This window comes from Vibrio sp. 10N.222.54.A3, from assembly GCF_041474095.1.
GTDB lineage: Bacteria > Pseudomonadota > Gammaproteobacteria > Enterobacterales > Vibrionaceae > Vibrio > Vibrio crassostreae_C.
The window spans coordinates 14,602-36,454 of record NZ_JBFRTN010000047.1 but is presented as its reverse complement, the minus strand read 5'-3'; the positions used below and the strand labels follow the sequence as shown (position 1 = coordinate 36,454).

Annotated in this window: 21 protein-coding genes and 1 pseudogene; 10 read left to right on the top strand and 12 right to left on the bottom strand. The window is 46.3% G+C overall.

The window, feature by feature from the left end; all coding sequences use genetic code 11:
* Positions 1–17: 17 nt before the first annotated feature.
* The 3 genes from AB4507_RS11315 to uraH form a co-directional block, all read right to left on the bottom strand.
* Entirely contained in the window at positions 18–1,469 is a 1,452-nt protein-coding gene (locus AB4507_RS11315; RefSeq protein WP_372182687.1) for a nucleobase:cation symporter-2 family protein, read from the bottom strand.
* A 217-nt stretch (positions 1,470–1,686) separates the two neighbouring features.
* Positions 1,687–3,030, bottom strand: a complete 1,344-nt coding sequence (locus AB4507_RS11310; RefSeq protein ID WP_372094609.1) for an NCS2 family permease — start codon at positions 3,028–3,030, stop codon at positions 1,687–1,689.
* A gap of 246 nt (positions 3,031–3,276) precedes the next feature.
* Positions 3,277–3,630 (bottom strand): hydroxyisourate hydrolase, encoded by a 354-nt coding sequence (gene uraH / locus AB4507_RS11305; RefSeq protein WP_004732855.1) that lies wholly within the window; start codon positions 3,628–3,630, stop codon positions 3,277–3,279.
* A 399-nt stretch (positions 3,631–4,029) separates the two neighbouring features.
* Here uraH and puuE point away from each other — a divergent pair, with 399 nt between their 5' ends.
* From puuE to AB4507_RS11260, 9 genes and pseudogenes are all read left to right on the top strand, one after another.
* Positions 4,030–4,950, top strand: a complete 921-nt coding sequence (gene puuE / locus AB4507_RS11300) for an allantoinase PuuE (RefSeq protein ID WP_008220988.1) — start codon at positions 4,030–4,032, stop codon at positions 4,948–4,950.
* Between the two features lie 23 nt (positions 4,951–4,973).
* The gene (uraD, locus tag AB4507_RS11295) at positions 4,974–5,489 is read left to right on the top strand and encodes a 2-oxo-4-hydroxy-4-carboxy-5-ureidoimidazoline decarboxylase (protein ID WP_017061596.1); all 516 of its coding nucleotides are present in this window, start codon (positions 4,974–4,976) and stop codon (positions 5,487–5,489) included.
* A 123-nt stretch (positions 5,490–5,612) separates the two neighbouring features.
* A complete protein-coding gene (gene alc / locus AB4507_RS11290) occupies positions 5,613–6,599 on the top strand; it encodes an allantoicase (protein WP_017069066.1) in 987 nt (328 codons plus the stop codon).
* A 14-nt stretch (positions 6,600–6,613) separates the two neighbouring features.
* Positions 6,614–7,174 carry an ureidoglycolate lyase gene (locus AB4507_RS11285; RefSeq protein WP_372182684.1) on the top strand — a complete coding sequence of 187 codons (561 nt, stop codon included), beginning with the start codon at positions 6,614–6,616 and terminating at the stop codon, positions 7,172–7,174.
* Positions 7,175–7,188: 14 nt separating this feature from the next.
* A complete protein-coding gene (locus AB4507_RS11280) occupies positions 7,189–8,508 on the top strand; it encodes a urate hydroxylase PuuD (RefSeq protein ID WP_372182683.1) in 1,320 nt (439 codons plus the stop codon).
* 229 nt (positions 8,509–8,737) lie between these two features.
* Positions 8,738–9,118, top strand: a complete 381-nt coding sequence (locus AB4507_RS11275; protein WP_102431652.1) for a hypothetical protein — start codon at positions 8,738–8,740, stop codon at positions 9,116–9,118.
* 47 nt (positions 9,119–9,165) lie between these two features.
* On the top strand, positions 9,166–9,762 hold the full coding sequence (locus tag AB4507_RS11270; protein ID WP_372128091.1) for a DJ-1/PfpI family protein: 597 nt from the start codon (positions 9,166–9,168) through the stop codon (positions 9,760–9,762).
* Positions 9,763–9,858: 96 nt separating this feature from the next.
* A complete protein-coding gene (locus AB4507_RS11265) occupies positions 9,859–10,098 on the top strand; it encodes a hypothetical protein (RefSeq protein WP_102541776.1) in 240 nt (79 codons plus the stop codon).
* 16 nt (positions 10,099–10,114) lie between these two features.
* Positions 10,115–10,297, top strand: a pseudogene (locus AB4507_RS11260) (GrpB family protein); the annotation flags it as partial.
* A 109-nt stretch (positions 10,298–10,406) separates the two neighbouring features.
* Here AB4507_RS11260 and AB4507_RS11255 read toward each other — a convergent pair.
* Positions 10,407–10,685 (bottom strand): hypothetical protein, encoded by a 279-nt coding sequence (locus AB4507_RS11255; RefSeq protein WP_102351827.1) that lies wholly within the window; start codon positions 10,683–10,685, stop codon positions 10,407–10,409.
* Between the two features lie 438 nt (positions 10,686–11,123).
* Here AB4507_RS11255 and AB4507_RS11250 point away from each other — a divergent pair, with 438 nt between their 5' ends.
* Positions 11,124–11,648, top strand: coding sequence for a hypothetical protein (locus AB4507_RS11250; RefSeq protein WP_017071668.1), 525 nt, complete (start codon positions 11,124–11,126; stop codon positions 11,646–11,648).
* Here the strand turns inward: AB4507_RS11250 and AB4507_RS11245 are convergent.
* The 8 genes from AB4507_RS11245 to AB4507_RS11210 form a co-directional block, all read right to left on the bottom strand.
* The gene (locus AB4507_RS11245) at positions 11,645–12,526 is read right to left on the bottom strand and encodes an AEC family transporter (RefSeq protein ID WP_004732869.1); all 882 of its coding nucleotides are present in this window, start codon (positions 12,524–12,526) and stop codon (positions 11,645–11,647) included. The two genes, AB4507_RS11250 and AB4507_RS11245, sit on opposite strands and share 4 nt — an antisense overlap.
* Before the next feature lie 287 nt (positions 12,527–12,813).
* Positions 12,814–14,148 carry a guanine deaminase gene (guaD, locus tag AB4507_RS11240; protein WP_108180033.1) on the bottom strand — a complete coding sequence of 445 codons (1,335 nt, stop codon included), beginning with the start codon at positions 14,146–14,148 and terminating at the stop codon, positions 12,814–12,816.
* Positions 14,149–14,207: 59 nt separating this feature from the next.
* Positions 14,208–15,089: a xanthine dehydrogenase accessory protein XdhC gene (xdhC, locus tag AB4507_RS11235; protein ID WP_372182682.1), complete on the bottom strand. Its 882-nt coding sequence runs from the start codon at positions 15,087–15,089 to the stop codon at positions 14,208–14,210.
* 54 nt (positions 15,090–15,143) lie between these two features.
* Positions 15,144–17,549 (bottom strand): xanthine dehydrogenase molybdopterin binding subunit, encoded by a 2,406-nt coding sequence (gene xdhB, locus AB4507_RS11230; RefSeq protein ID WP_372182681.1) that lies wholly within the window; start codon positions 17,547–17,549, stop codon positions 15,144–15,146.
* On the bottom strand, positions 17,542–18,987 hold the full coding sequence (gene xdhA, locus AB4507_RS11225; protein WP_050632513.1) for a xanthine dehydrogenase small subunit: 1,446 nt from the start codon (positions 18,985–18,987) through the stop codon (positions 17,542–17,544). The genes xdhB and xdhA overlap by 8 nt, the downstream gene beginning before the upstream one ends.
* A gap of 424 nt (positions 18,988–19,411) precedes the next feature.
* Entirely contained in the window at positions 19,412–20,146 is a 735-nt protein-coding gene (locus tag AB4507_RS11220) for a GntR family transcriptional regulator (protein WP_065106896.1), read from the bottom strand.
* Between the two features lie 194 nt (positions 20,147–20,340).
* Positions 20,341–21,027 (bottom strand): DNA-3-methyladenine glycosylase I, encoded by a 687-nt coding sequence (locus AB4507_RS11215; RefSeq protein ID WP_016766965.1) that lies wholly within the window; start codon positions 21,025–21,027, stop codon positions 20,341–20,343.
* A gap of 63 nt (positions 21,028–21,090) precedes the next feature.
* A complete protein-coding gene (locus AB4507_RS11210; RefSeq protein WP_372182680.1) occupies positions 21,091–21,717 on the bottom strand; it encodes an HD domain-containing protein in 627 nt (208 codons plus the stop codon).
* Positions 21,718–21,853 lie beyond the last annotated feature (136 nt).

The following is a 21,853-nucleotide window of genomic DNA, read 5'->3' as shown; positions in this document are numbered from 1 at the left end:
GTTAGTCAGTGAACCAGTTAGTTCGTTTTTGGCTCAGGGTTTTCTGATGCCGCTTGAACATCTGCTTCTGTGCTTGCTTGCTGAATCTCTAATTGGTCGTTTGACTGTAACTCTTCTTCAGCTTGTTCTTTCATTTCTAGCTCAACTTGCGCTTGGCTTTCGGCCAGCGCTTCTTGCTTTTCTGCTCGTGAAGATTTCGGCAACACAAGGTTTAGAAGAACCGTCATGATGGTGCCTGTTGTAATGCCAGAGTGAAGAAAGTTCGCAAGGTCATGGGGCAAGTGTTGCAGCAACCTTGGTTCGAAAGTGACGGCTAAGCCAGACGCTAAACCAACACAGATTACCAAGGCATTTCGCTTGGTGTCTGCGGCCTTGATCAACATGCGGATACCCGCGTAGGCAATCATTCCGAACATCACAAAACCCACACCACCTAGAACAGGTTTCGGAATCGTGACGGCAATAGCGGCTAATTTCGGGAATAAACCACCTAAAATTAGTAAACCACCGGTTGCAGCCACTACATAGCGACTTGCTACCCCTGTGATGCCTACAATACCAACGTTCTGACTGAATGACGCCAATGGCATTGCCGTTAAAATTGAAGATAAGGTACTGCCAAGGCCATCGCCTAGCAGTCCACGTTTTAGATCTTTACCGCTGACTTGGGTTTGGCAGTTATTACCCAGAGCCATGAAGTCACCTGTTGCTTCGGCGATAACCACGATGTACACCAAGCTCATGCTGATGATGGCACTCGCAGAAAAGGTAAAGCCATATTTGAAGGGCTCAGGTCCGCCAACCCAAGCGGCAGAGCTGATTTGCTCAAGGTCGACCATGCCGAGTGATAGCGCCACAATGTAACCGCCCGCTAAACCAATCACGATGGCCGAAGCGGCAAACGCGCCTTTACAGTAAACCGATACGCCAACCACAATCCCCAAAGAGATCAGTGCTAGAAACAGCTTTGGCAGCGTGGCGAATTGTTCTGTGTTGGCAGGAGAGTCTCCGACCCAGTTCATGGCAACCGGTAAAATGGTTAAGCCGATTAAGGTAACCACTACACCACTTACCACGGTTGGGAACAGTTTCCGAACCTTGTCCATATAGAAGCTGGCACCAATCACCACGAACGAGCCGATAAGCGCTGAGCCCATGATCGCGGCGACACCGCCTTCATTGCCGATTGAAATGGCGACGCCCAAAAAGGCAAAGCTCGAACCCATCACAACGGGCAGCCGAATACCAACAGGGCCAAAACCGAGACATTGAGCGACGGTCACAATACCTGACGCCAGCAGCGCAGCATTGATCAGCGAAACGATCTCGGTGTTAGGCAAGCCAATTGACGCGCCGACAATAAGGTGAACAGCGACGATGCCACCAATCGAGGCGAGCATGTGCTGTAATGCGAGTAGGAAGGTTAAGCCGTGAGGCGGTCTTTCATTTAGGGTGTACAGAAGTTTCATTTGATATTCCTCTGCCTGTGTTTCCGTTTACAGGCGATTGGCGGTCAAATAATGACTTCTACAAACTGCGTAGGGTCATAAAAAAGGTGCACTAACCGAGCGGATATTTGTGTGTTCCGCTGATTAGCACAATTAGCTTTTTCTTAAAAATGTTGTTCTAGCATGTGACTTGATAGCTCGGCCTGCGAACAAGCCAAGCGATAGTTACGTTGGGTGATTAACCGATGAACACGAGCTTCGCGACAAAAATAGCCGCTAAGAAGTACATCGAAATCGAGACGTCTTTTGTTTTGCCTGTCGCCAGTTTCAGCACTGTGTAGGTAATGAAACCCAGTGCGATACCATTCGCGATAGAGAAGGTCAGAGGCATCATTAACGCTGTAATGGCTGCGGGAGCACCGTTGGTGAAGTCTTTCCAATCAACGTGCTGCATGCTGCTCATCATCACGAACGCTACGTAAATTAACGCGCCAGAGGTTGCGTAAGCGGGGATCATGCCAGCAAGTGGAGATAGGAAAATTGCCGCTAAGAACAACACACCAACCACAATCGCAGATAGGCCTGTTCGTGCGCCTGCTGCAACGCCCGCTGCACTTTCTACGTAACTGGTTACTGGCGGACAACCCACACACGCACCTGCCACACTTGAGATACTGTCGGCTTTAAGCGCTTTGCTTAGGCCTTCAATTTTTCCTGTTTCAGGGTTAGTTAGGTTTGCACGCTCAGCCACGCCCATCAAAGTACCCGCGGTATCGAACATGTTTACAAAAAGGAAAGCCAAGATAACGCTGATCATTGAAACATCGAGAGCGCCCATAATGTCCATTTTTAGGAACGTAGGCGCTAAGCTTGGTGGCGCCGCGAAGAAGCCGTTGTAATGCACTAAGCCAAGCATCATACCGACGAGCGTTACACTCAAAATACCGATTAACACCGCACCAAATACTTTACGCTCACTAAGAACAGCGATGATAAGGAAAGCGATAGCGGCCAGTAGCGCTTCAGGTTTAGTGAAGTCACCTAGTGACACCAGTGTTGCTGGGTTTTCGACGACGATGCCTGCTGTTTTAAGACCAATTAGACCTAAGAACAAACCAACGCCCGCAGTCATGGAGTAACGTAAACTCACAGGGATACTTTCAATGATCCATTGGCGGACTTTGTAGAAGCTCATCCCGACAAACAAGATACCTGAGATAAACACCGCACCCAGTGCCACTTCCCAGCTGTAGCCCATTTCGCTTACTACCGTGAATGAGAAAAAGGCATTCAAGCCCATGCCCGGCGCAAGGCCGACAGGCCAGTTCGCAAATAACCCCATTAACAAACAACCGATAGCTGCACCAATACAGGTTGCGACGAATACCGCACCTGAATCCATGCCAGAAGCGGCCATTATTTGTGGGTTAACGAAGATAATGTAAGCCATGGTAGCGAAGGTAGTGACACCACCGACCAACTCATTTTTTACGCTGCTTCCGTGGGCCTTAATTTTAAAGAGTTTCTCTAAAAATCCGTTATTCGCATCTTGGTTGAGTATTTCTGTTTTACTCTCACTCATGTCAGCAAGTCCTTTTATGTTGTGATCCATTTATTGAATACAGCGAGATTTCAATATTAAGTTTTAAGGTTTTTTCCTAGCCGCTATTTCTTTAGTTATCTGTTGTTTAGTCATCAACTTCTAACTAATAACGTTGTTAGTATTTTTATATGAGCGTGTTTAGTGAGTGCACACCTTTTGGGGTGTACACGTGAATTTGTTTATGATTTGGTGATTGAGCCTAGTTCGAAGTTCTAGGTCACGAGACTAACTGCCCCGATAGGTTGAGAAACTGTAAGGCGAGACAAGAAGAGGAACGTGATAATGCGCTTCTGGATCATCTAAGCCGAAACGAATAACCACATCGTCTAGGAAAGGCACACCATCCAATTCCACACCTTTGCTTTTGTAGTAATCCGCAACGTAGAACACCAATTGATATTTCCCCGGTCGGAAATCATTCCCTGCCAGAATCGGCGCATCGGTTCGGCCATCGGAGTTCGTGATTACCGTCGCCAGCTTTTCTGTTGAGTCTTCATTGACCTTATAAAGCTCTACCTTGATCTCTGCACCCGGTAAGCCGTGAGTCGTGTCTAATACGTGTGTTGTTAGTCTTCCCATAGTCCTTTAATAGCGCTTTTGGCGCTCCTCTGTTCCGTGGTTTATCTGTCTGCTTCGACCTTGCAAAGAATGCAACTGGTCACTTTGTTATCACTAACTATGTACGAACTGTACACAATTAGTAAAGCTAATTGTTGGGAAAATGTTAACCATTGTGTCGTTTTTTCTGAATTTATAGATCTTGACTATCGTTTTTTGGTGAGCTTGCTTTTTTGTTAACTTATTGTTTTTAAATGAATGATGTGCGTAAATTTAACTTGAGTAACAAAATCTTTACATTGAGATAAATAATTGTATACAATAAATGTACAGGGGTAAGGTTGCTTTGTTTATCGAGAATCCATTTGGTGACTCAGTTAAAGAGCGGCTAAGCCAACCACTTATGTTAGGAGTACTTGGATGAATAAGGATTATTCAAGAAATTTGATCGGTTACGGAGCTAATCCTCCAAACCCTCAATGGCCAGGTAATGCGCGCGTCGCGGTTTCTTTTGTATTGAACTATGAAGAGGGCGGTGAGCGTTGTTTGTTACATGGAGACGACGAGTCTGAAGCCTTTCTCTCAGAGATCCCGTCAGCACAACCGATCAAAGGCGAACGTCACATCAGCATGGAATCCATCTATGAATATGGTAGCCGAGCGGGTGTGTGGCGTGTTCTTCGCTTGTTCGATGAATATGAAATTCCACTGACTGTATTTGCGGTCGCGATGGCCATTGAGCGTCATCCAGACGTAGCTAAAGCCATGGTAGAAGCAGGTCACGAAATCTGTAGCCACGGTTATCGCTGGATAGACTATCAATACATTGATGAGTCAGAAGAGCGTGATCATATGACCAAGGCGATTGAGATTATCCAACAAGTGACGGGTCAACGACCACAAGGTTGGTATACCGGTCGAACGGGGCCAAATACGCGTCGCTTGGTAGCAGAAGAGGGCGGTTTTCTTTACGACTCCGATGCCTATGATGATGACCTACCTTATTGGCACACCGAAACCGGTCATCCACAATTGGTGATCCCTTACACACTCGATGTAAACGATATGCGCTTTTCAACAGCGCAAGGCTTCAACTCTGGTGAGCAGTTCTTCCAGTATTTAAAAGACACTTTTGACACCCTTTATATGGAAGGCGAAACCGCACCGAAAATGATGTCGGTAGGACTGCATTGTCGTCTTATTGGTCGTCCCGGTCGTATTGCTGCATTAAGACGTTTCTTAGATTACGTAAAACAGCATGACAGCGTGTGGCTATGTCGTCGAATCGATATCGCCAACCACTGGCACCAACATCACCCATACAACGAACAACAAAATTAGAACGAACAGCAAGGAGGCTTAACGTGACTGAATTTCGATCTTGCCAACCAACAACCATGAACCGCGATACCTTTGTCGCGCACTTTGCTGATGTGTACGAACACAGCCCATGGGTTGCTGAAGCGGTTTATGACCAAGGTTTGAATGCCGAAGATGATCATATCGAGAATCTTCATCTAAAAATGGCATCAACCTTGTTAAATGCCGACCAAGGCAAACAGTTGGCTTTGATCAATGCTCACCCAGATTTAGCGGGCAGAGCAGCAGTAAACGGCGAACTCACCGAGTCGTCGACCAAAGAACAAGCGGGGGCGGGCATCGACCAGTGCAGCGCCGAAGAATTTGAAAAATTCACTTCTTACAACAACAGCTACAAAAGTCGCTTCAATTTCCCTTTTATCATGGCGGTGAAGGGAGCCAATCGTTACCAAATTCTTGAGTCGTTCGAGATGCGATTAGGAAATGATAGTGAAACTGAGTTTGCTACGGCGATTCAAGAGATCAACAAGATCGCGATGTTTCGTCTCTGGGATATGTAAGTTAACGGAGTTAACAGCTATCTCAGCCCAGTCTTAGTGCGTTAAAGGTTTGATTTGTAAAAACCTAAGCCACTAAGTTCTCATTTTATTATTACTTGATTAATTTCATAGGATTACACGGACATGACCCATAAATTTGAACAGTACATAAACCTTGCAGACGAAAAACTCGGCGCAGAAGCTATCTTCGCAACCGACGATTTTTTCGCAGATAAAAGCCGTCTACTCAGCCACGCAGCGCCAGAGTGGAAAGACGACTTATATGACGACAACGGCAAGTGGATGGACGGCTGGGAAAGCAGACGCAAACGCGGCGAAGGTTACGACTACTGTGTCGTTCGCCTTGGCCTAGCTGGCACCATTGCTGGCGTTGATATTGATACCTCATTCTTCACAGGTAACTTCCCACCTTCGGCATCAATCGACGCGTGTTATTCACCACAAGGTGAGCCAACAGATTCAACAGAGTGGCAAGAAATTCTGCCTTCAATGGCACTACAGGGTGATCATCATCATCTTGAAGACATCGAAAGTGACCAAGTATTTACGCACCTACGTTTGAACATCTACCCAGACGGCGGTGTCGCACGTCTACGTGTTTATGGCCGACCAAGCGTGGATTGGGACGCAATAGATTCTCAGCAACAAGTTGACCTAGCAGCCGTTGAACACGGTGGCCGAGCACTCGCATGTAGCGATGAGCACTACGGTAACAAAGCCAACATCTTAGGCCCAGGCCGTGGTGAAAACATGGGTGATGGCTGGGAAACAGCACGTCGTCGCACACCGGGTAACGATTGGGTAATCGTGGCATTAGGCCACCCAGGTAATATCGAACGTATCGTTGTGGATACGGCACACTTCAAAGGTAACTACCCAGACAGCTGCTCAATCCAAGCGGCTTACGTGAAAGGTGGCACCGACGACCAAGTGGAAACACAAAGCCTATTTTGGCGTGAACTCTTGCCAGCACAAAAGCTGCAAGCGCATGAGATTCACGAATTCATTTCTGAGGTAAACGACCTTGGTGCGATTACCCACGTACGTGCAAACATATTCCCAGATGGTGGTATCAGCCGTTTGCGTCTGTTTGGTACGAAAGCGAAATAGGTAAGGAAATGAGTATGAGTAATGGAATACGTCGTTTATCTATCGAACCGTTAACCAAGCAGGCTTTTGCAGAGTTTGGCGATGTTATCGAGTCCGATAATAGTGATTTCTTCATGATCAATAGTGGATCAACACGTCGCTACCACAAGCTAGCGACAACGGATGTGCAAGACCAAGATGGAGAAGCCATCATCAGCATCTTCCAAGCCACACCGTTGAGCTACCCACTGACCATCAAAATGTTAGAGCGTCATCCACTTGGCTCTCAGGCATTCATTCCATTACTTGGTCAACCCTATTTAATTGTTGTTGCGCCAAAAGGCGACGATCCAACATTAGCCAATAGCCGAGCTTTCTTGAGCAACGGTCGTCAAGGAGTGAACTATCACAAAGGGGTGTGGCATCACCCAGTGATCGCCCTCACCGATCAAGACCAGTTCTTGATCGTCGATAGAGGCGGAGAAGGACATAACTGTGATGAAGTTTATTTTGAGAACGACCTAGTGGCATTGCATTTGGAAGATATGCCAACGGAAGACAACAAGGAAGAGCAACGCTTAGCTAAAGCGTTGTGATACAGGAGTTTATTATGGATCCGCATATTACAGAATGGTTGAACTTAGCAATACGCTGGGCTCACATGATTGTTGGTGTTGCATGGATAGGCGCATCATTTTACTTTGTTTGGTTAGAGAACAACCTTAACCGAGTAAACCCAAAAACTGGCCTTTCAGGCGACTTATGGGCAATTCACGGCGGTGGTATTTATCACCTAGAGAAGTACAAACTTGCGCCACCAGAGATGCCAGAGCACCTGCACTGGTTCAAATGGGAAGCCTACTTCACGTGGATCACCGGTGTGTGTCTACTGGGTGTGGTTTACTACCTTAACGCTGAAATCTACCTGATTGCACCGGGCTCTGGCCTTGATTCAACAACGGCAATCGCGATTGGTATTGGTTCATTCGTTGCTGGTTGGTTTATCTACGACTTACTGTGTGACTCGCCTTTAGGTAAAACCCCCGTGTTGCTTGGCGTTGTGCTGTTTTTGCTGCTCGTCGCTGCGACGTACGGCCTAACTCAAGTGTTCAGTGGCCGTGGTGCTTACATTCATGTGGGTGCAATCATTGGTACCATCATGGTGGGTAACGTATTCCGCGTTATCATGCCTGCACAGCGTAACTTGGTGAAAGCGATTGAAGAGAAGCGCGAACCGGATCCTGCACTGCCAGCGAAAGGTCTACTGCGTTCTCGTCACAACAACTACATGACACTGCCAGTGCTGTTCATCATGATCAGTAACCACTTCCCAAGCACTTATGGCTCGGAATACAACTGGCTGATCCTTGCTGGCTTAGCGATCTTCAGTATCTTGGTGCGTCACTACTTCAACACGCGTCATGGTAGCCAGAAGTTTGCATGGACTGTACCTGTAGCGGCATTGGGTATGATCACGCTCGCGTTTGTGACCTCACCTTATGCGAAAAAGCAGATGACTCCGGTTGTGCAAGCACCTGTGGTTCAAGAAGTGCAAGTAAGCGCGACGGAATCGGCGACAGAAGAGGCTGTTTCGAACAGCACAGCTTCAACTTCGGCAGATGCCCCAGTTGTACCTGCAGACCACGCAATGCAAACGGCTAGCGCAGGTGTAAGCTTTGAAACCATCAACAAAGTCATTCAAGAGCGCTGTTCTGTGTGTCACTCATCAACCCCGAGCCACGCCGCTTTTGCTGCTGCGCCAGCCGGTGTGATGTTTGATACCCCAGAAGAGATTAAAGCCAACGTACCAAGGATTGTTGCTCAAACCGTAACAACCAAGGTGATGCCGCTCGGCAACATGACTCAAATGACCGACGAAGAACGCGCACTCATCGGCACTTGGGTAGAGCAAGGCGCTACGCTTCAATAATGATGTAAATCCTTTACCTAAGAGCATGAGTCTTAGGTGAGGCTTGGGGAGAGTTTGGTTTACGGGCACGCGCCAAACTCATCCCACCCTGTTTCCCCGGTTCCTATAACTGGGGGCTTTTTGTTTTTGGGACAAAGGGAATGCAGATTTATCATTCAGTTGGTGACTCTAGGTGCATATGTGGATTAAAGTGAGCCGAATTAACTTCTGTTAGCGCTCTGGAGAAGAGATGAAATATATCGTTGTTGTTTGGGCCCTATTGTCATTTACAGTACAAGCTAGTTGCTTTGTTGTAGGTGATCTCAAAGGTTTTTCTACTCGTCAATTTGAAAGCTTTGAAATTGATAAAGATGGTATTTCATCTCAAAAGTTCATCGTTGAGTTTAAAGGTGAGGAAAGTAGCGTATCTCCAAATAATATGAATTGCTTTCAGGTTGGTTCATCCACTCTAATTTGCGCAGATGTTGGTACTGACGGCAAATCAACTGTTGAGACTTGGGCTGTTTACCCTGAGAAAGAAAAAGTGGTTTACACTAAATCGATAAATGGTTTTGGTGGCTTTAACGGCGCAAACATGTTTGTTGGTAATATCAAAGGGCGTTGCGACTAACTATTTGAAAAATAGTCGTAAGTGTAGTGATTTAGGAAAGGATAAATATGGATATTGCTGTACTAACATTTGACGGATTTAACGAACTGGACTCTTTCATCGCCTCGGGTATTTTGAACCGTATGAAAGAGTTTGGCTGGAATGTGCAGATTACTAGCCCTACAGAATCAGTGACTTCAATGAATGGAGTCACAATTCAATCTCAGCAACCTTTGGAGTTTGCCAATACTGCTGATGCGGTGTTGTTTGGTAGTGGCATGTTGACCCGCGATGTCGCCCAAGATGATAAATTACTCTCAAGGTTAAACCTTAATCCACAAACACAATTGATTGGTGGTCAATGCTCAGGGACTTTATTGATGTCGGTATTGGGGTTACTGAATCAAGTTCCAGCCTGTACTGATTTAATAACGAAGCCATGGGTAATTGAATCCGGTGTGACCATATTGGACCAGCCGTTTTATGCGGAAGGAAACATTGCTACAGCAGGCGGCTGCTTGTCATCCAAATATCTAGCAGCATGGGTTATCAGTAAACTCGCAGACCAAGCACATGCCGAAGCTGCAATTCACTATGTTGCGCCTGTTGGTGAGAAAGAAGACTCTGTGAATCATTGCATGTCGATAGTAAGTACTTACGTTTAAACTGATTCATTGCGTGCGCAGTCCTGTATAAGGTCCTTGATATGAATCTCTACCCATGGCATTTTTAGTCCAAATTGACTTTAGTTAGGACAAAAAATGGAAGACTTGATAGTCGCGTATTTTAGGGCATTGAGCTCATTCTTTAGGTATCTGTTTCAGTCGATATTGATTGAGTTCATTGGTTACGGATCTGGCTGGATAGTCTGTAAAGCATTCACACTAGGGCGCTTCCCCCCATTGATTCCAACTGAAAAAGAGCGAACCAGAATCTCTTATATCGGAGCTATTAGCATCGTGTTGCTTCTGTTAGCAATTGGTGTGTTCAATAGTTTGTGATTCGGAGTGAGGATATATGAAATTTTACCCCGCGGAACAATACCAAGCGGCTTGCAACGAGCTGTTTATCCGATACGAACGTGACATCAAAAAGCTAATCCCTAACGCGAGAGTTGAGCACGTAGGCGCATCTTCTATTCCTTTTGCCGTGTCTAAGGGCGATCTAGATATTTTCGTAGGTATTGAACTTGGTATGTTGTAATCCACATCTGCTGATGATGTGGCCTTGCAAGTGGTCAGTGTTATTGACTATGAGTGGAACTTAAATGTTGATAGCCTAGTGAAGTTAGACTATCAACATTTATTGATTATGATTCTGCAGATTCTGCTTTATCAAGAACTGAATCGTTATAAGCTTTGGTGCCCTTGTAACCTAGGAAAAGCGAAACTATCCATAAAATAAATGATACTGGAGAAGCAATAACGGTGATCGCGCAAACTACGATGAGAATTAAGTTAACAACTCCCCACATGACGCTCCCTGCATACATCTGAGCGCCTCCTGGTATTACAAAACCTAACAGTAGCGCTATCATAGGATTTTTCATTTTGTTTTGTATGCGAGCTTGTTGAATTGCGTCATTCATAATTATGCTTCCTTATGCATTTAGTTGTTATTCTCGCACTCTATATCTATCTTATTTTTAGTTAAGAATTTAGTTAAATATTTGATTTGATTGATTGTTTTGTGATCTGATATTTGCTGGGTTAATGAGTCTTCCGGTTTTATTGTGTTTGGTTTATGGTTTGATCTGAGATATATAGGGAGGAATATCGCTCTATTGTTTATTACACTACTTTTTGTGCTGTTTTTACTTTCCCCTTACACTCTTTTCAAGTATCGAACCTAGTATCAAATTTCTCTTTGTTATACAGGCAAGTCTCTCATTATGAAGAACTTCTTTGATAGCGAACTCATGCTCTCTAGCTCCTTGAATTTCGTTTTGCTATCGCTTGGGCTAACGCTCCTTTTTCATCTTCCGATTTAGTGTGGGTTCAACTTGAGCCGACGAAAGTGGAAGCTCATGGATTATTTATGGCCGTTTCTAGCGGGTATCGGGATGCTGGGTGCAGTGTCTGAGATTCGTGCGAAAGTAGCGGGCGATTGGGTTGAAACAGAACAAACTAGAGCGGTGGCGATTTTAGAATCGGTTCAGCAGTTTTCTTTGGATAAATTAAGAAGTGATACCTGCACTGGTCAGCCATCTTTAGATAATCACGCTCAGCACCACGAAGCGTGTTTGTGGTATTTGAATACGGCGATCACGTTCAAAGATGTCGATTTTACCTTGTTACCCAACGCATCGGATTTTACGGTTCCTGCGCCTAGCGTGTCGCTGGTTGAAAGTGATGCAGTGTGGGTGGATGGTATGTTGAGTCAGTATGAGAAGCAGAAAAACCAATACATAAAAACCAGAGAAGCGCAGGTGAAGCAGCCATTAGAAAGCCTCTTCTGGTATGTGAGTCCTTACTTAGTCTGTTTCGCAATAGCTCTGCGCCTTACTAAAGTGACGGCAGAGCTTAAACTGGATAAGTGCGTAGACAATTAACTCGACATAGACAGCGCGAACGACAGCAAGATAGGCAAGGTAACCACACTTAGGAAGTTGCCGAACAACACCATAGACGCGACTTTAGGCGGCTCGACATTGAACCGTTCAGCGAACAGGTAGTTCATCACGGCAGGTGGCAGCATGGTGAACAGCACCATCATTTGTAGGTGCAGCGTTGGCAGCGGGATAAAGAAGTAGATGATGGCGAAGGCGATGGCACCAGTAAACAGCGATTGAGCCGTACACAGCAAGCCAACTTTGAGTCCGCTTAGCTTCAAGTTCACCATTTGCGAACCCAACGACAACAGCATAATTGGGACAGCAGCTTGTCCAAGCAGTGAAGTGGCTTCGTAGATTGGATTCCATACTGCAATGCCAGATAGGTTGAGCGTCATTGCTAATGCAGCGGCCAAAAATATCGGCATCTTGAGGATCTGTTTGATCGGGTTACCTTCGCTTAGGAGCGCTAAACCAACACTGATATGGACACACGCCGATACCACAAACAGCAGTACTGCAGGGGCTAATGCACTCTCACCAAAGGTATACGTGAATAGGGGAATCGCGAGGTTGCCACTGTTGCGGAACATGTGTGGCGGAGCCCAAGCTTTGAAGTTGAGTTTAAAGATCTTACAGATTGGAATCATCAATAAAGCTGGCACTAACACCGCGACCAAAGAGGCGGTGATGAGTGGCAGTTGTTCGGTGTCGAGGGGCATGGTGGTCAGCGATGCAAAAACCAAAGCAGGAATACAAACATCCATGTTGATGCGATTGATCGGTTTGAAATCGGGCTTGAGCCAACGACCGACCGCAAAGCCAGCACTGGCTAAAGCAAAAACGGGAAACAGAATGCTGACGACCTGTTCGAACATAGAATTCCTTTCTAGATTGAGTGCTTCCATTTAGCTGAGAAACGAATGTTTTAGAGAGACGCTAAAGTGAAGTATGAAGTCGATATGTATAAACATTAACCTATCAATATAATGACTTGGCGTCACCGAAGATCGTTGTTTGTGAACGGTTAATTTATATTTCTTTGAATGAAGTACAAAAAAGACCAGTGGCATCAGCAACTGGTCTTTCAAGGCTAGATAAATCTGGACGGATTTTTAATTAACGACGGCTGTCGCTGTCTAGCGATTGTTACTCGGTTTTCAGTCTAGCTAACGAGCTTTTGATAATCTTTGAAATTCACATCGTAGGCTTTCTCGCCGTAGATGTAAGTCTCGCTAACGGTTCTGTCGTCACCCAGGCTCATCAATACAAATAGCTTCTCTTCAAGCTTGGTCGCTTGTTCCATTCTAAAGCGCATCAATTGTGTGGCGTGTAAGTCCAACACCACGAAATCGGCTTCTTTTCCTACTTCCAAGTTGCCAATCTTGTCTTCTAAATGCAGTGAACGTGCACCACCTAATGTGGCTAAGAATAGTGACTTAGCTGGGTGCAATTTCTTATGTTGAAGCTGCATGATCTTATAGGCTTCACTCATGGTTTGTAGGATTGAGAAGCTAGTGCCTGCGCCGACATCAGTCCCCATACCAACACGAATGCCGTGCTCTTCCATTTCTGGTAATCGGAATAAACCTGAGCCTAAGAACAGGTTAGAGGTCGGGCAGAAAGCAATGGCAGATTCCGTGTCGGCTAGGCGCTTACATTCGCAATCAGACAAGTGAATGCCATGGGCGAAAACCGAACGTTTGTGCAGTAGGCCATAGTGGTCATACACATCCAAATAGCTGTCGCGCTCTGGGAACAGTTCTTTTACCCATTCAATCTCTTTCTCGTTTTCAGAAAGGTGCGTGTGCATATACACATCTGGGTACTCTTCTAGCAATTTACCAACGGTAGCCAATTGTTCTGGTGTACTGGTTGGCGCGAAACGAGGTGTCACGGCATAAAGCAAACGGCTGCGGTTGTGCCATTTCTCAATCAGTTCTTTGGAGTCGGCGTAGCCAGATTCTGGCGTGTCGGTGAGGTAATCAGGCGCATTGCGATCCATCAAAACCTTACCCGCAATCATACGTAGGTTGCGCTTCTCAGCTTCTTCAAAGAAAACGTTAACCGACTCTTTGTGTACCGTGCCGAACACGAGTGCCGTGGTTGTGCCGTTGCTTGCTAGTTCGTCTAGGAATAGCTTCGCCACTTTGTGTGCGTAGACTGGGTTTTTGAAGCGCTTTTCTTCTGGGAAGGTGTAGTTCTCTAACCAATCAAGAAGTTGCTCACCGTAAGACGCGATCATCCCTGTTTGAGGGTAGTGGATGTGCGTATCAATAAAGCCAGAGGTGATCAGCTTGTCTTTGTATTCTTTGACTTCGAGTGTTTTAGGTTGGCGAGCCAATACCTCGTCGACATGGCCCAAGTCGACGACATGGCCGTTCTCAACCACTAAAACACCGTCTTCAAAATAGTCGTAAGACTCATCGATACCGACGTCTTTTGGGTCGGCGACGCTGTGTAAAATACTGGCGCGATAAGCTTTGCGTTGCGTTGTCATGTTTACTTCCTTTTAATGACTTCAGCGACGTTATGGCCACTGAAGCTTTGCGACTTGTGTTAGGCGATCTTCTCTTCCAATGGTGGTTCGCCTACGTCGCTTGGTTGACTGTGTTGATCGGTCAAATCCTGATTTCGATATTGTTTGGTTGGGCGCTTTTGTTCAAGTGCTTGGCCTTGATAGTGTGCGATCAGTTCACCGGCAACCGATACTGCGATTTCCGCAGGATGTTTGCCATTCACCGCACTAATACCAATCGGGCAAAGCATGGTTTCAATTTGTTCTTGGCTATAGCCGCGTTGCTCTAAGCGGAAATCGAACTTCTTGCGCTTAGTGAGTGATCCAATCATTCCGAAGTAACGGCTGTCTTCACGGTCGATAATCGCTTTGGTTAAATCGAAATCGAGCTGGTGGTTGTGCGTCATCACTAGGTAATAGCTGTTCGGTGGCATGTGTTTCACTTCGCCAACCGGATCGTCTGAGACAAGCTTCTTCACACCGTGTGGTAGCGTTTCAGGGAACACTTCTTCACGTTCATCAATCCAGGTCACACGGAAGGGCAGAGTCGCGACAATGTGCAGCAGCGCTTTGGCAACATGGCCTGCGCCGAACAGCACAAGGTGGTTCTGTTGAGTGCCAATCGGTTCAAAGCTTAGTGTTGCCATTCCGCCACAACACTGGCCTAAGCGAGCGCCTAGGTTGAAGCGTTCCACTTTGAGCGATTTTTCGTTGGCAATCAGCATCTCGCGAGCCATTTTGGTGGCCACATGTTCAAGGTGACCACCACCAATCGTAGCGATGATTCGGTCACGAGTGACAAGCATTTTTGTGCCCGCATCGCGTGGAACGGAGCCTCTGTCTTCAAGAACCGTCACCATCACACACGGTTCGTAGTTCTCTTCCAGTTTTGCCAGTTCGTGAATCCAATTATCCTTAAACATATGTCCTCCTAAATCCCTTTTTATGCTTCTCAAGCTAAACGATCGATATGAGCCCTAAGCCGTTTCTGATTGAGCATCGACCGAAGTCGGAGCCGTTTCAGTGACTTCCTGAATCGCCATCAGAATACGTTCTGGCGTTGCAGGTGTGTTGAGCTTAGGAATCGCGCCATCGACGGCGACATAGCTAATGGCGTCTTTCAGTGCGCTCCATACCGACATACCCAACATGAAAGGCGGTTCACCCACGGCTTTCGAGTTGAAGACGGTGTCTTCTGGGTTGTTACGGTTTTCCAAAAGGTGCGTTCTGAAATCAATTGGCATATCAGCAATCGCAGGGATTTTGTAGCTTGCAGGGCCGTTGGTCATTAAGCGGCCTTGCTGGTTCCACACCAACTCTTCCGTTGTTAACCAACCGACACCTTGTACAAAGCCACCTTCGACTTGGCCGATATCAATCGCCGGGTTCAATGAAGCGCCTACGTCATGCAGAATATCGACACGCAGAATCTTGTTCTCGCCAGTCAGGGTATCGATGATGACTTCTGAACAAGAAGCACCATAGGCGTAGTAGTAGAACGGACGACCACGCGCCTTCTCGTGATCGTAATAGATCTTCGGAGTGCGATAGAAGCCAGTGCTTGATAGCGAGATTTGGTTGAACCAAGCCAGTTCAACAAATGAGTTGAAGGTCATGATCTCATCGCGGATCTGCACCATGCCGTTTTTAAACACCACTTCTTCAGGCCACACTTTGAAGTGCGAAGAAGCGAAGTCGATCAGGCGCTGCTTAATGGTTATTGCGGCGTTTTGCGCGGCCTTACCGTTGAGGTCGGCGCCCGATGAGGCTGCGGTTGGTGATGTGTTCGGAACTTTGTCTGTGTTTGTAGCGGTGATCTGGATACGTTCGACATCGACTTGGAACTCCTGTGCAACGATTTGTGCCACTTTGATGTTCAAGCCTTGCCCCATTTCCGTACCACCGTGATTCAAATGAATACTGCCATCGGTGTAGATATGGATGAGCGCACCTGCTTGGTTCAAGAAAGTCGCAGTAAACGAGATGCCGAATTTCACTGGTGTGATAGCAAGGCCTTTCTTCAAGATAGGGCTCTGCCTGTTGAACTCAGCGATTTCTTTACGACGTGCGTGATAGTCACTGCTGCGTTCAAGCTGTTCGGTTATCTCAGGTAAAAAGTTGTCTTCAACGGTTTGGTAGTAATGGGTCACATTACGGCCTTCTTCGCCGTAGTAGTTCGCTTTACGTACTTCCAAAGGATCTTTTTTCAGGTAACGCGCAATCTCGTCCATGATGTGTTCAATCGTCATCATGCCTTGCGGGCCACCAAAGCCACGGTAAGCGGTGTTCGATGCGGTATTGGTTTTGCATCGATGACCGACCACAGTTGCATCGCCTAGATAATAAGCGTTGTCTGAGTGGAACATCGCGCGGTCGACAATAGAACTTGATAAGTCTGGTGAGTAACCACAGTTACCTGTAACGGTAATGTCGGCACCTTGAATCACACCGTTGTCGTCAAAACCGACTGTATATTGATTGTAGAACGGGTGGCGTTTACCGGTTTGCTGCATGTCTTCATTACGCAGCAGACGCATTTTGGTCGGTCGGCCTGTAAGGTGGGCAATCACCGCAGCCATACAGGCTGGAGAGGCTGCTTGAGTCTCTTTACCACCGAAACCACCACCCATACGACGCATATCAATCACGACTTTGTGCATCGGCACGCCAATCACTTCCGCAACCAGCTTTTGAACTTCGGTCGGGTTCTGTGTAGAGGTGTAGACGATCATGCCGCCGTCTTCGGTTGGCATTACACTACTGATTTGCGTTTCTAGGTAGAAGTGTTCTTGGCCACCGATCTCTAGGTCACCAGAGATCACGTGTTTCGCTTTTTTCAGTGCTGCTTTTGAGTCACCACGCTGTTGAGTGTGGCTTTCTGTTACGAAGTGCTCTTTTGCCAGCGCTTCTTTCACATCAAGAATGGCTGGTAGCTCTTCGTATTCAATAACGGCTGCGTGCGCGGCTTTGCGTGCGGTTTCTAGATCGTTAGCTGCCACAGCAATCACAGGTTGGCCGTAGTATTCTACTTTGCCATCGGCAAGCAGTGGGTCGCCCGGTAGGATTGCACCAATGTCCAATTCACCTGGTACGTCTTTGGCTTGAATGGCAATCGCCACGCCTTCAAATTCGTAACACGGTGATAAATCTATATTGGTAATGTTCGCGTGTGCTTGAGTGCTCAGGCGTGCGTAGACGTGCAGCTGATTTGGGAACTCTAGGCGGTCGTCAATGTATACCGCTTCGCCCGTGACTTGCTTGGCTGCACTGTCGTGTTTTACGCTTTTACCTACGCCAGTTTTTAGGTCTTGTTTTGCAATGGTAACCATCTCTTCGTGGGTCATCGCATTGCTCTTGTGAACAGAGGAATTTGATTTAGACATAAGACGTTACCCTTGTTTCGATTTGGTTGTTTTTGTTCTGCTGTTCAATGAAGTAACGACGCAACATATTGGCTGCCGACAATGAACGGTATTCTTGGCTGGCACGGAAATCAGATAGCGGCTCAAAGTCGTTATACAGTTCCTGCATCGCTAACTTAATATTAGCGTCTGTCCATGGTTTGCCTAATAACGTATTTTCACAACGCGCCGCGCGCTTAGGTGTTGCAGCCATACCGCCGAAAGCGATACGAGCGTAAGAAACCTTGCCGTCTTCGATTTGAATATCAAACGCACCACACACCGCAGAGATGTCGTCGTCTAAACGTTTAGACAGTTTGTAAGCTCGGAAGCTGTCGTTAGTTGGCTTAGGAATGATGATCTGTTCAATGAACTCACTCTCTTTTTGCGCCGTCACTTTGTAGCTGATGAAGTAATCTTCAATCGGCATGGTGCGTGACTCGTCACCGCAACGAAGTTTGATCTTTGCGTTAAGGGCAATCAGCAGAGGAGGGGTGTCACCGATAGGCGAAGCATTCGCTACATTACCGCCGATGGTGCCTTGGTTACGCACTTGCAGTGAAGCAAAGCGATGCAGCAGTTCACCAAAATCTGGGTAGTGTTTTTTCAATAGTGAGTAAGAATCACTGATAGGCAGGTTGGCACCAATGATTAGATCGGTGTCGGTCTCTTCACATACCTTCATGTCTTCAACAAGGTTCACGCTGATCAGTGTTTCAATCTCACGATGGAATTGCGTCACTTCCAGCGCTAAATCCGTACCGCCAGCAACCAGCTTAGCGTTCGGGTGGGCTTGAAAAAGCTTGGCCAACTCATCGGTGCTTTTTGGGGAAAAAGCGGTGAGGTGACCAAGGCGTAAGTTGGCCTCAGTGTCTTGAATGCTTTCTAGCTTCTTGATGGTGTTGCGTTCAAGTTCAGCAAATTGGTCGATCAAAGGTTGGTCTGTTGAAAGTGACATCGCAGCATCAACAATTGGTCGGTAGCCTGTACAACGACATAGGTTACCCGCCAGTGATTCCATGACGTCTTCTTTGCTCGCATCGGGTTTGTTTTTGCCTAGCGCAAACATCGACATGATGAAGCCCGGCGTGCAGTAACCACACTGTGAACCGTGAAAATCAACCACCGCTTTTTGCACTGGGTGCAATGAGCGATCTCGATTTTGCAGATCTTCTACTGTGATCAGTTGCTTGCCATGCAGCGCTGAAACGAACGTAAGGCAAGAGTTCACCGAGCGGTATTGCAGTTGTCCATCAACCACTTCACCCAGAACTACCGTACATGCACCACAGTCACCCGACCCGCAACCTTCTTTTGTACCCGTTTTATTAACTTTGGTACGAAGGTAGTTGAGCACTGTCATATTTGGCGACAGATTATCTTCACGTCTTATTTCCTGATTGAGCAAAAAAGTAATCAAGAGACCTCCTTGTAAATCGACATATTTCCATGTGTATTCTTTTTGACTTCTAGGTCAATAATTATCCATCCTGACCTAAGGGTCAACTATTTGTTTACAAAAACGCAACAATATGGCGCTTTGGTGGATTGTGTACAATTTAGTTTCTATTGTAGTGACTTGTTTTATATGGACTTGACTGGTTATTTAGAAGTTTTTTGGTGAAGGTTGAATTTTGACTATGTATACAAATTAAGAGGAGTTTTTGTGATGTGAAGTATCGTTACTATTCAACTTTTCTGAAGTGTTGAGGTAATAGAGAGCAAAATTTCCGGGCAAAGCTGCGTTGATTTTATAAGGTAAAAAGAGGGATTCAGGTATAAAGAAGAGAAGTGAACACAATTGGTTCACTTCTGTCGATTTATAAAAATTGTTGTTTAAAGGACTATGATTTCTTCTTAAGCAGATCGGAGAATACCACATGTAGATCACTAGAAGCTGTGCTGCTGTCTAGGTTGAGTTTAGAACGAATATGGCTTAGATGTTCTTGCATCAACTCGACGGCTTGTTGTTCGTTGCCTGACTCTATTGCATCCAGTAAGCCGGAGTGTTCGTCTAAAGAACAGTTTGAGTGGTTGCCCGTTTCGTATTGAGCGATCAGCAGTGAGGTTTGCGATACTAAACTGCGTTGGAAAGCCAGCAGTGGAGCGTTTTCGGCCATTTCAGCCAGTTTGATGTGGAACTCTCCAGACAAACGTAAGCCAGAGCCGTAATCACCTTGGTCGAAAGCACTGTTCTCTTTCGCGACCAATTTTCTGCACTCTTCGATTTGAGCTTTGGTCGCGTTTTTAACGGCTAGCTCGGTGATAGCAATTTCCATTACTTCACGTGCTTTAAATATCTGTTTGGCTTCGTCTACTGTTGGAGCCGCAATCACAGCTCCTCGGTTAGGGCGGATCACCACAACTTGCTCCAAAGAGAGTCGTAGTAAGGCACGACGGATAATAGTACGGCTAACGCCAAAGATTTCTGCGAGGGCTTCTTCGCTTAATTTGGTGGCTGGTGGCAGCCTTTGTTCTAGTATCGCGTCGAAGATATGGCAGTAAACAACATCGTCTTGAGTCTGGCCTGATACTTTTGTATTTATACCTTTGGAGACAGAGTTTTTGAGAGCTGTCATAGAGATAAGGGCCCTTGTTTAGTCGAGTTGGGTAAGTCGAGAATAATTCATGAGAGTTACTCTATATTGTATACATTTATCTATACAATGCCACCGGATGAAAGTGCGATGCACGCTTATTTGTTAATGACTTATAACATTTAGTTTGCAGTGAACTGTGTGCAATCTAAAGCTTTAAGTCATTCTTCTCAAAACTAGACGCGATTATCACCGCAGCTGTACGCAACAATCTGGCTGATTTCGCTCAGGCTACGACCTGACTGTTGCTGCCATTCGTTGAAGGCTTTACTCGCTGCCAGTTGTGCTCGCTTGGTGTTACGACCGCTATCAACCACGTCTGTGCTGCGTAGGTGTGCTTCAACATCTGATGACAAGATGAAGGTATCTTTACCCATTTGGCGCAGAGTGTAGGCTCCAGTATTACCACCTAATCGCTTGCCGTGTTTTTTCAGGTAATCCCACAGCTCGGTGATACGTTCTGATGGCCAGTCGGCAACCATTTGCGAGAAGGAATCCGCTTCACGCTTGGCATTGTGGATCATCATGGCGTTGGCAGGGATGGTCATTACCTTGGTGAGGTGGCGAATAATGCGCGGGTCTTGCGCTTTCTGTTCCCACATCTCATTCGGCAGCATCAGCATCTTTTCAATATCGAACTCAAAGAATACTTCTTCAAATTGTGGCCACTTCTTTCTCACCACATTCCACGAAATACCACACTGGAAGACCTTTTCGGTAAAAGCGGCCAGCCAACGGTCATCAGTGATTTGTGATAACTCGGCTTGTGAAAGGGGCGCACGGACAATCTTTTCGAGTTCTGCTGCGCCACCTTTACGGTGAGCCGCACGTTGATAAATGGTGTCGAATTTTTCTTGGGTCATTGAAGGTTCCAAACTAAAGCGATTCTTTATGATATGGGGACTAATTTCTATATGAAAAGGAGCTTAAGCTTCTGTCGCCAATTGAGCGAGAAAACCACGCATGTAGTCGGTGCGCTTGTTGGCTTCTAATTTGGCAGATTCTGTATTCATTGTTTCAGCCAGCTTGAATAGCTTCACGTAAAAGTGGTCGACACTGTAATGTTTGTCATCCAAGTCACGTTGCTTCGCAAACGGGTCTTGGTGGTTATAGAGTTCTGCGTTAAAGCTCTGGCCCACATACAGGCAGCGAGCAATACCAATCGCACCGAGAGAATCTAGTCGATCCGCATCTTGGACGACTTGAGCTTCCAAGGTTTCTGGTGTGATGTTGGCACTGTAACTGTGAGTGACAATGGCGTGATGAATCTCATCAAGGTAGGGCGCAGGATACTCGATAGATTTGAGGAAAGAGATCGCCTTATCTGCTGCCATTGTTGAGCTTTGGGCCCTGTCTGGGTGGTTCTTAGGAAAGGTGAAGCAATCATGAAGATAAGCAGCAGGTAACACGACTTCAAGCTTAGCTTGTTCTTGATCGCACAAAGCTTTTGCGGTTTTGACGACACGCTTAATATGGCTGATGTCGTGTGCTGCATCTTGTGTCATTTCTTGCTGTGCAAACTCAAGCAGTTGGTCTTCAAACTTTTCCTTCACGCGTCTCTGTCTCCGTTAATGATGTTGCTTATTATCTAGCATTTATTCACATCGACTGTAACAGTTTCAAGCGCGAGTTTTTATCTTTTATAAAAAGTATACCAACAAAAAAACCGACTCTGTGAGTCGGCTTAAT

Coding starts and splice junctions, on each gene's coding strand:
- AB4507_RS11315 (WP_372182687.1), bottom strand. CDS start 1,469: ATGAAACTTCTGTACACCCTAAATGAAAGACCGCCTCACGGCTTAACC.
- AB4507_RS11310 (WP_372094609.1), bottom strand. CDS start 3,030: ATGAGTGAGAGTAAAACAGAAATACTCAACCAAGATGCGAATAACGGA.
- uraH (WP_004732855.1), bottom strand. CDS start 3,630: ATGGGAAGACTAACAACACACGTATTAGACACGACTCACGGCTTACCG.
- puuE (WP_008220988.1), top strand. CDS start 4,030: ATGAATAAGGATTATTCAAGAAATTTGATCGGTTACGGAGCTAATCCT.
- alc (WP_017069066.1), top strand. CDS start 5,613: ATGACCCATAAATTTGAACAGTACATAAACCTTGCAGACGAAAAACTC.
- AB4507_RS11285 (WP_372182684.1), top strand. CDS start 6,614: ATGAGTAATGGAATACGTCGTTTATCTATCGAACCGTTAACCAAGCAG.
- AB4507_RS11280 (WP_372182683.1), top strand. CDS start 7,189: ATGGATCCGCATATTACAGAATGGTTGAACTTAGCAATACGCTGGGCT.
- AB4507_RS11275 (WP_102431652.1), top strand. CDS start 8,738: ATGAAATATATCGTTGTTGTTTGGGCCCTATTGTCATTTACAGTACAA.
- AB4507_RS11270 (WP_372128091.1), top strand. CDS start 9,166: ATGGATATTGCTGTACTAACATTTGACGGATTTAACGAACTGGACTCT.
- AB4507_RS11265 (WP_102541776.1), top strand. CDS start 9,859: ATGGAAGACTTGATAGTCGCGTATTTTAGGGCATTGAGCTCATTCTTT.
- AB4507_RS11255 (WP_102351827.1), bottom strand. CDS start 10,685: ATGAATGACGCAATTCAACAAGCTCGCATACAAAACAAAATGAAAAAT.
- AB4507_RS11250 (WP_017071668.1), top strand. CDS start 11,124: ATGGATTATTTATGGCCGTTTCTAGCGGGTATCGGGATGCTGGGTGCA.
- AB4507_RS11245 (WP_004732869.1), bottom strand. CDS start 12,526: ATGTTCGAACAGGTCGTCAGCATTCTGTTTCCCGTTTTTGCTTTAGCC.
- guaD (WP_108180033.1), bottom strand. CDS start 14,148: ATGACAACGCAACGCAAAGCTTATCGCGCCAGTATTTTACACAGCGTC.
- xdhC (WP_372182682.1), bottom strand. CDS start 15,089: ATGTTTAAGGATAATTGGATTCACGAACTGGCAAAACTGGAAGAGAAC.
- xdhB (WP_372182681.1), bottom strand. CDS start 17,549: ATGTCTAAATCAAATTCCTCTGTTCACAAGAGCAATGCGATGACCCAC.
- AB4507_RS11220 (WP_065106896.1), bottom strand. CDS start 20,146: ATGACAGCTCTCAAAAACTCTGTCTCCAAAGGTATAAATACAAAAGTA.
- AB4507_RS11215 (WP_016766965.1), bottom strand. CDS start 21,027: ATGACCCAAGAAAAATTCGACACCATTTATCAACGTGCGGCTCACCGT.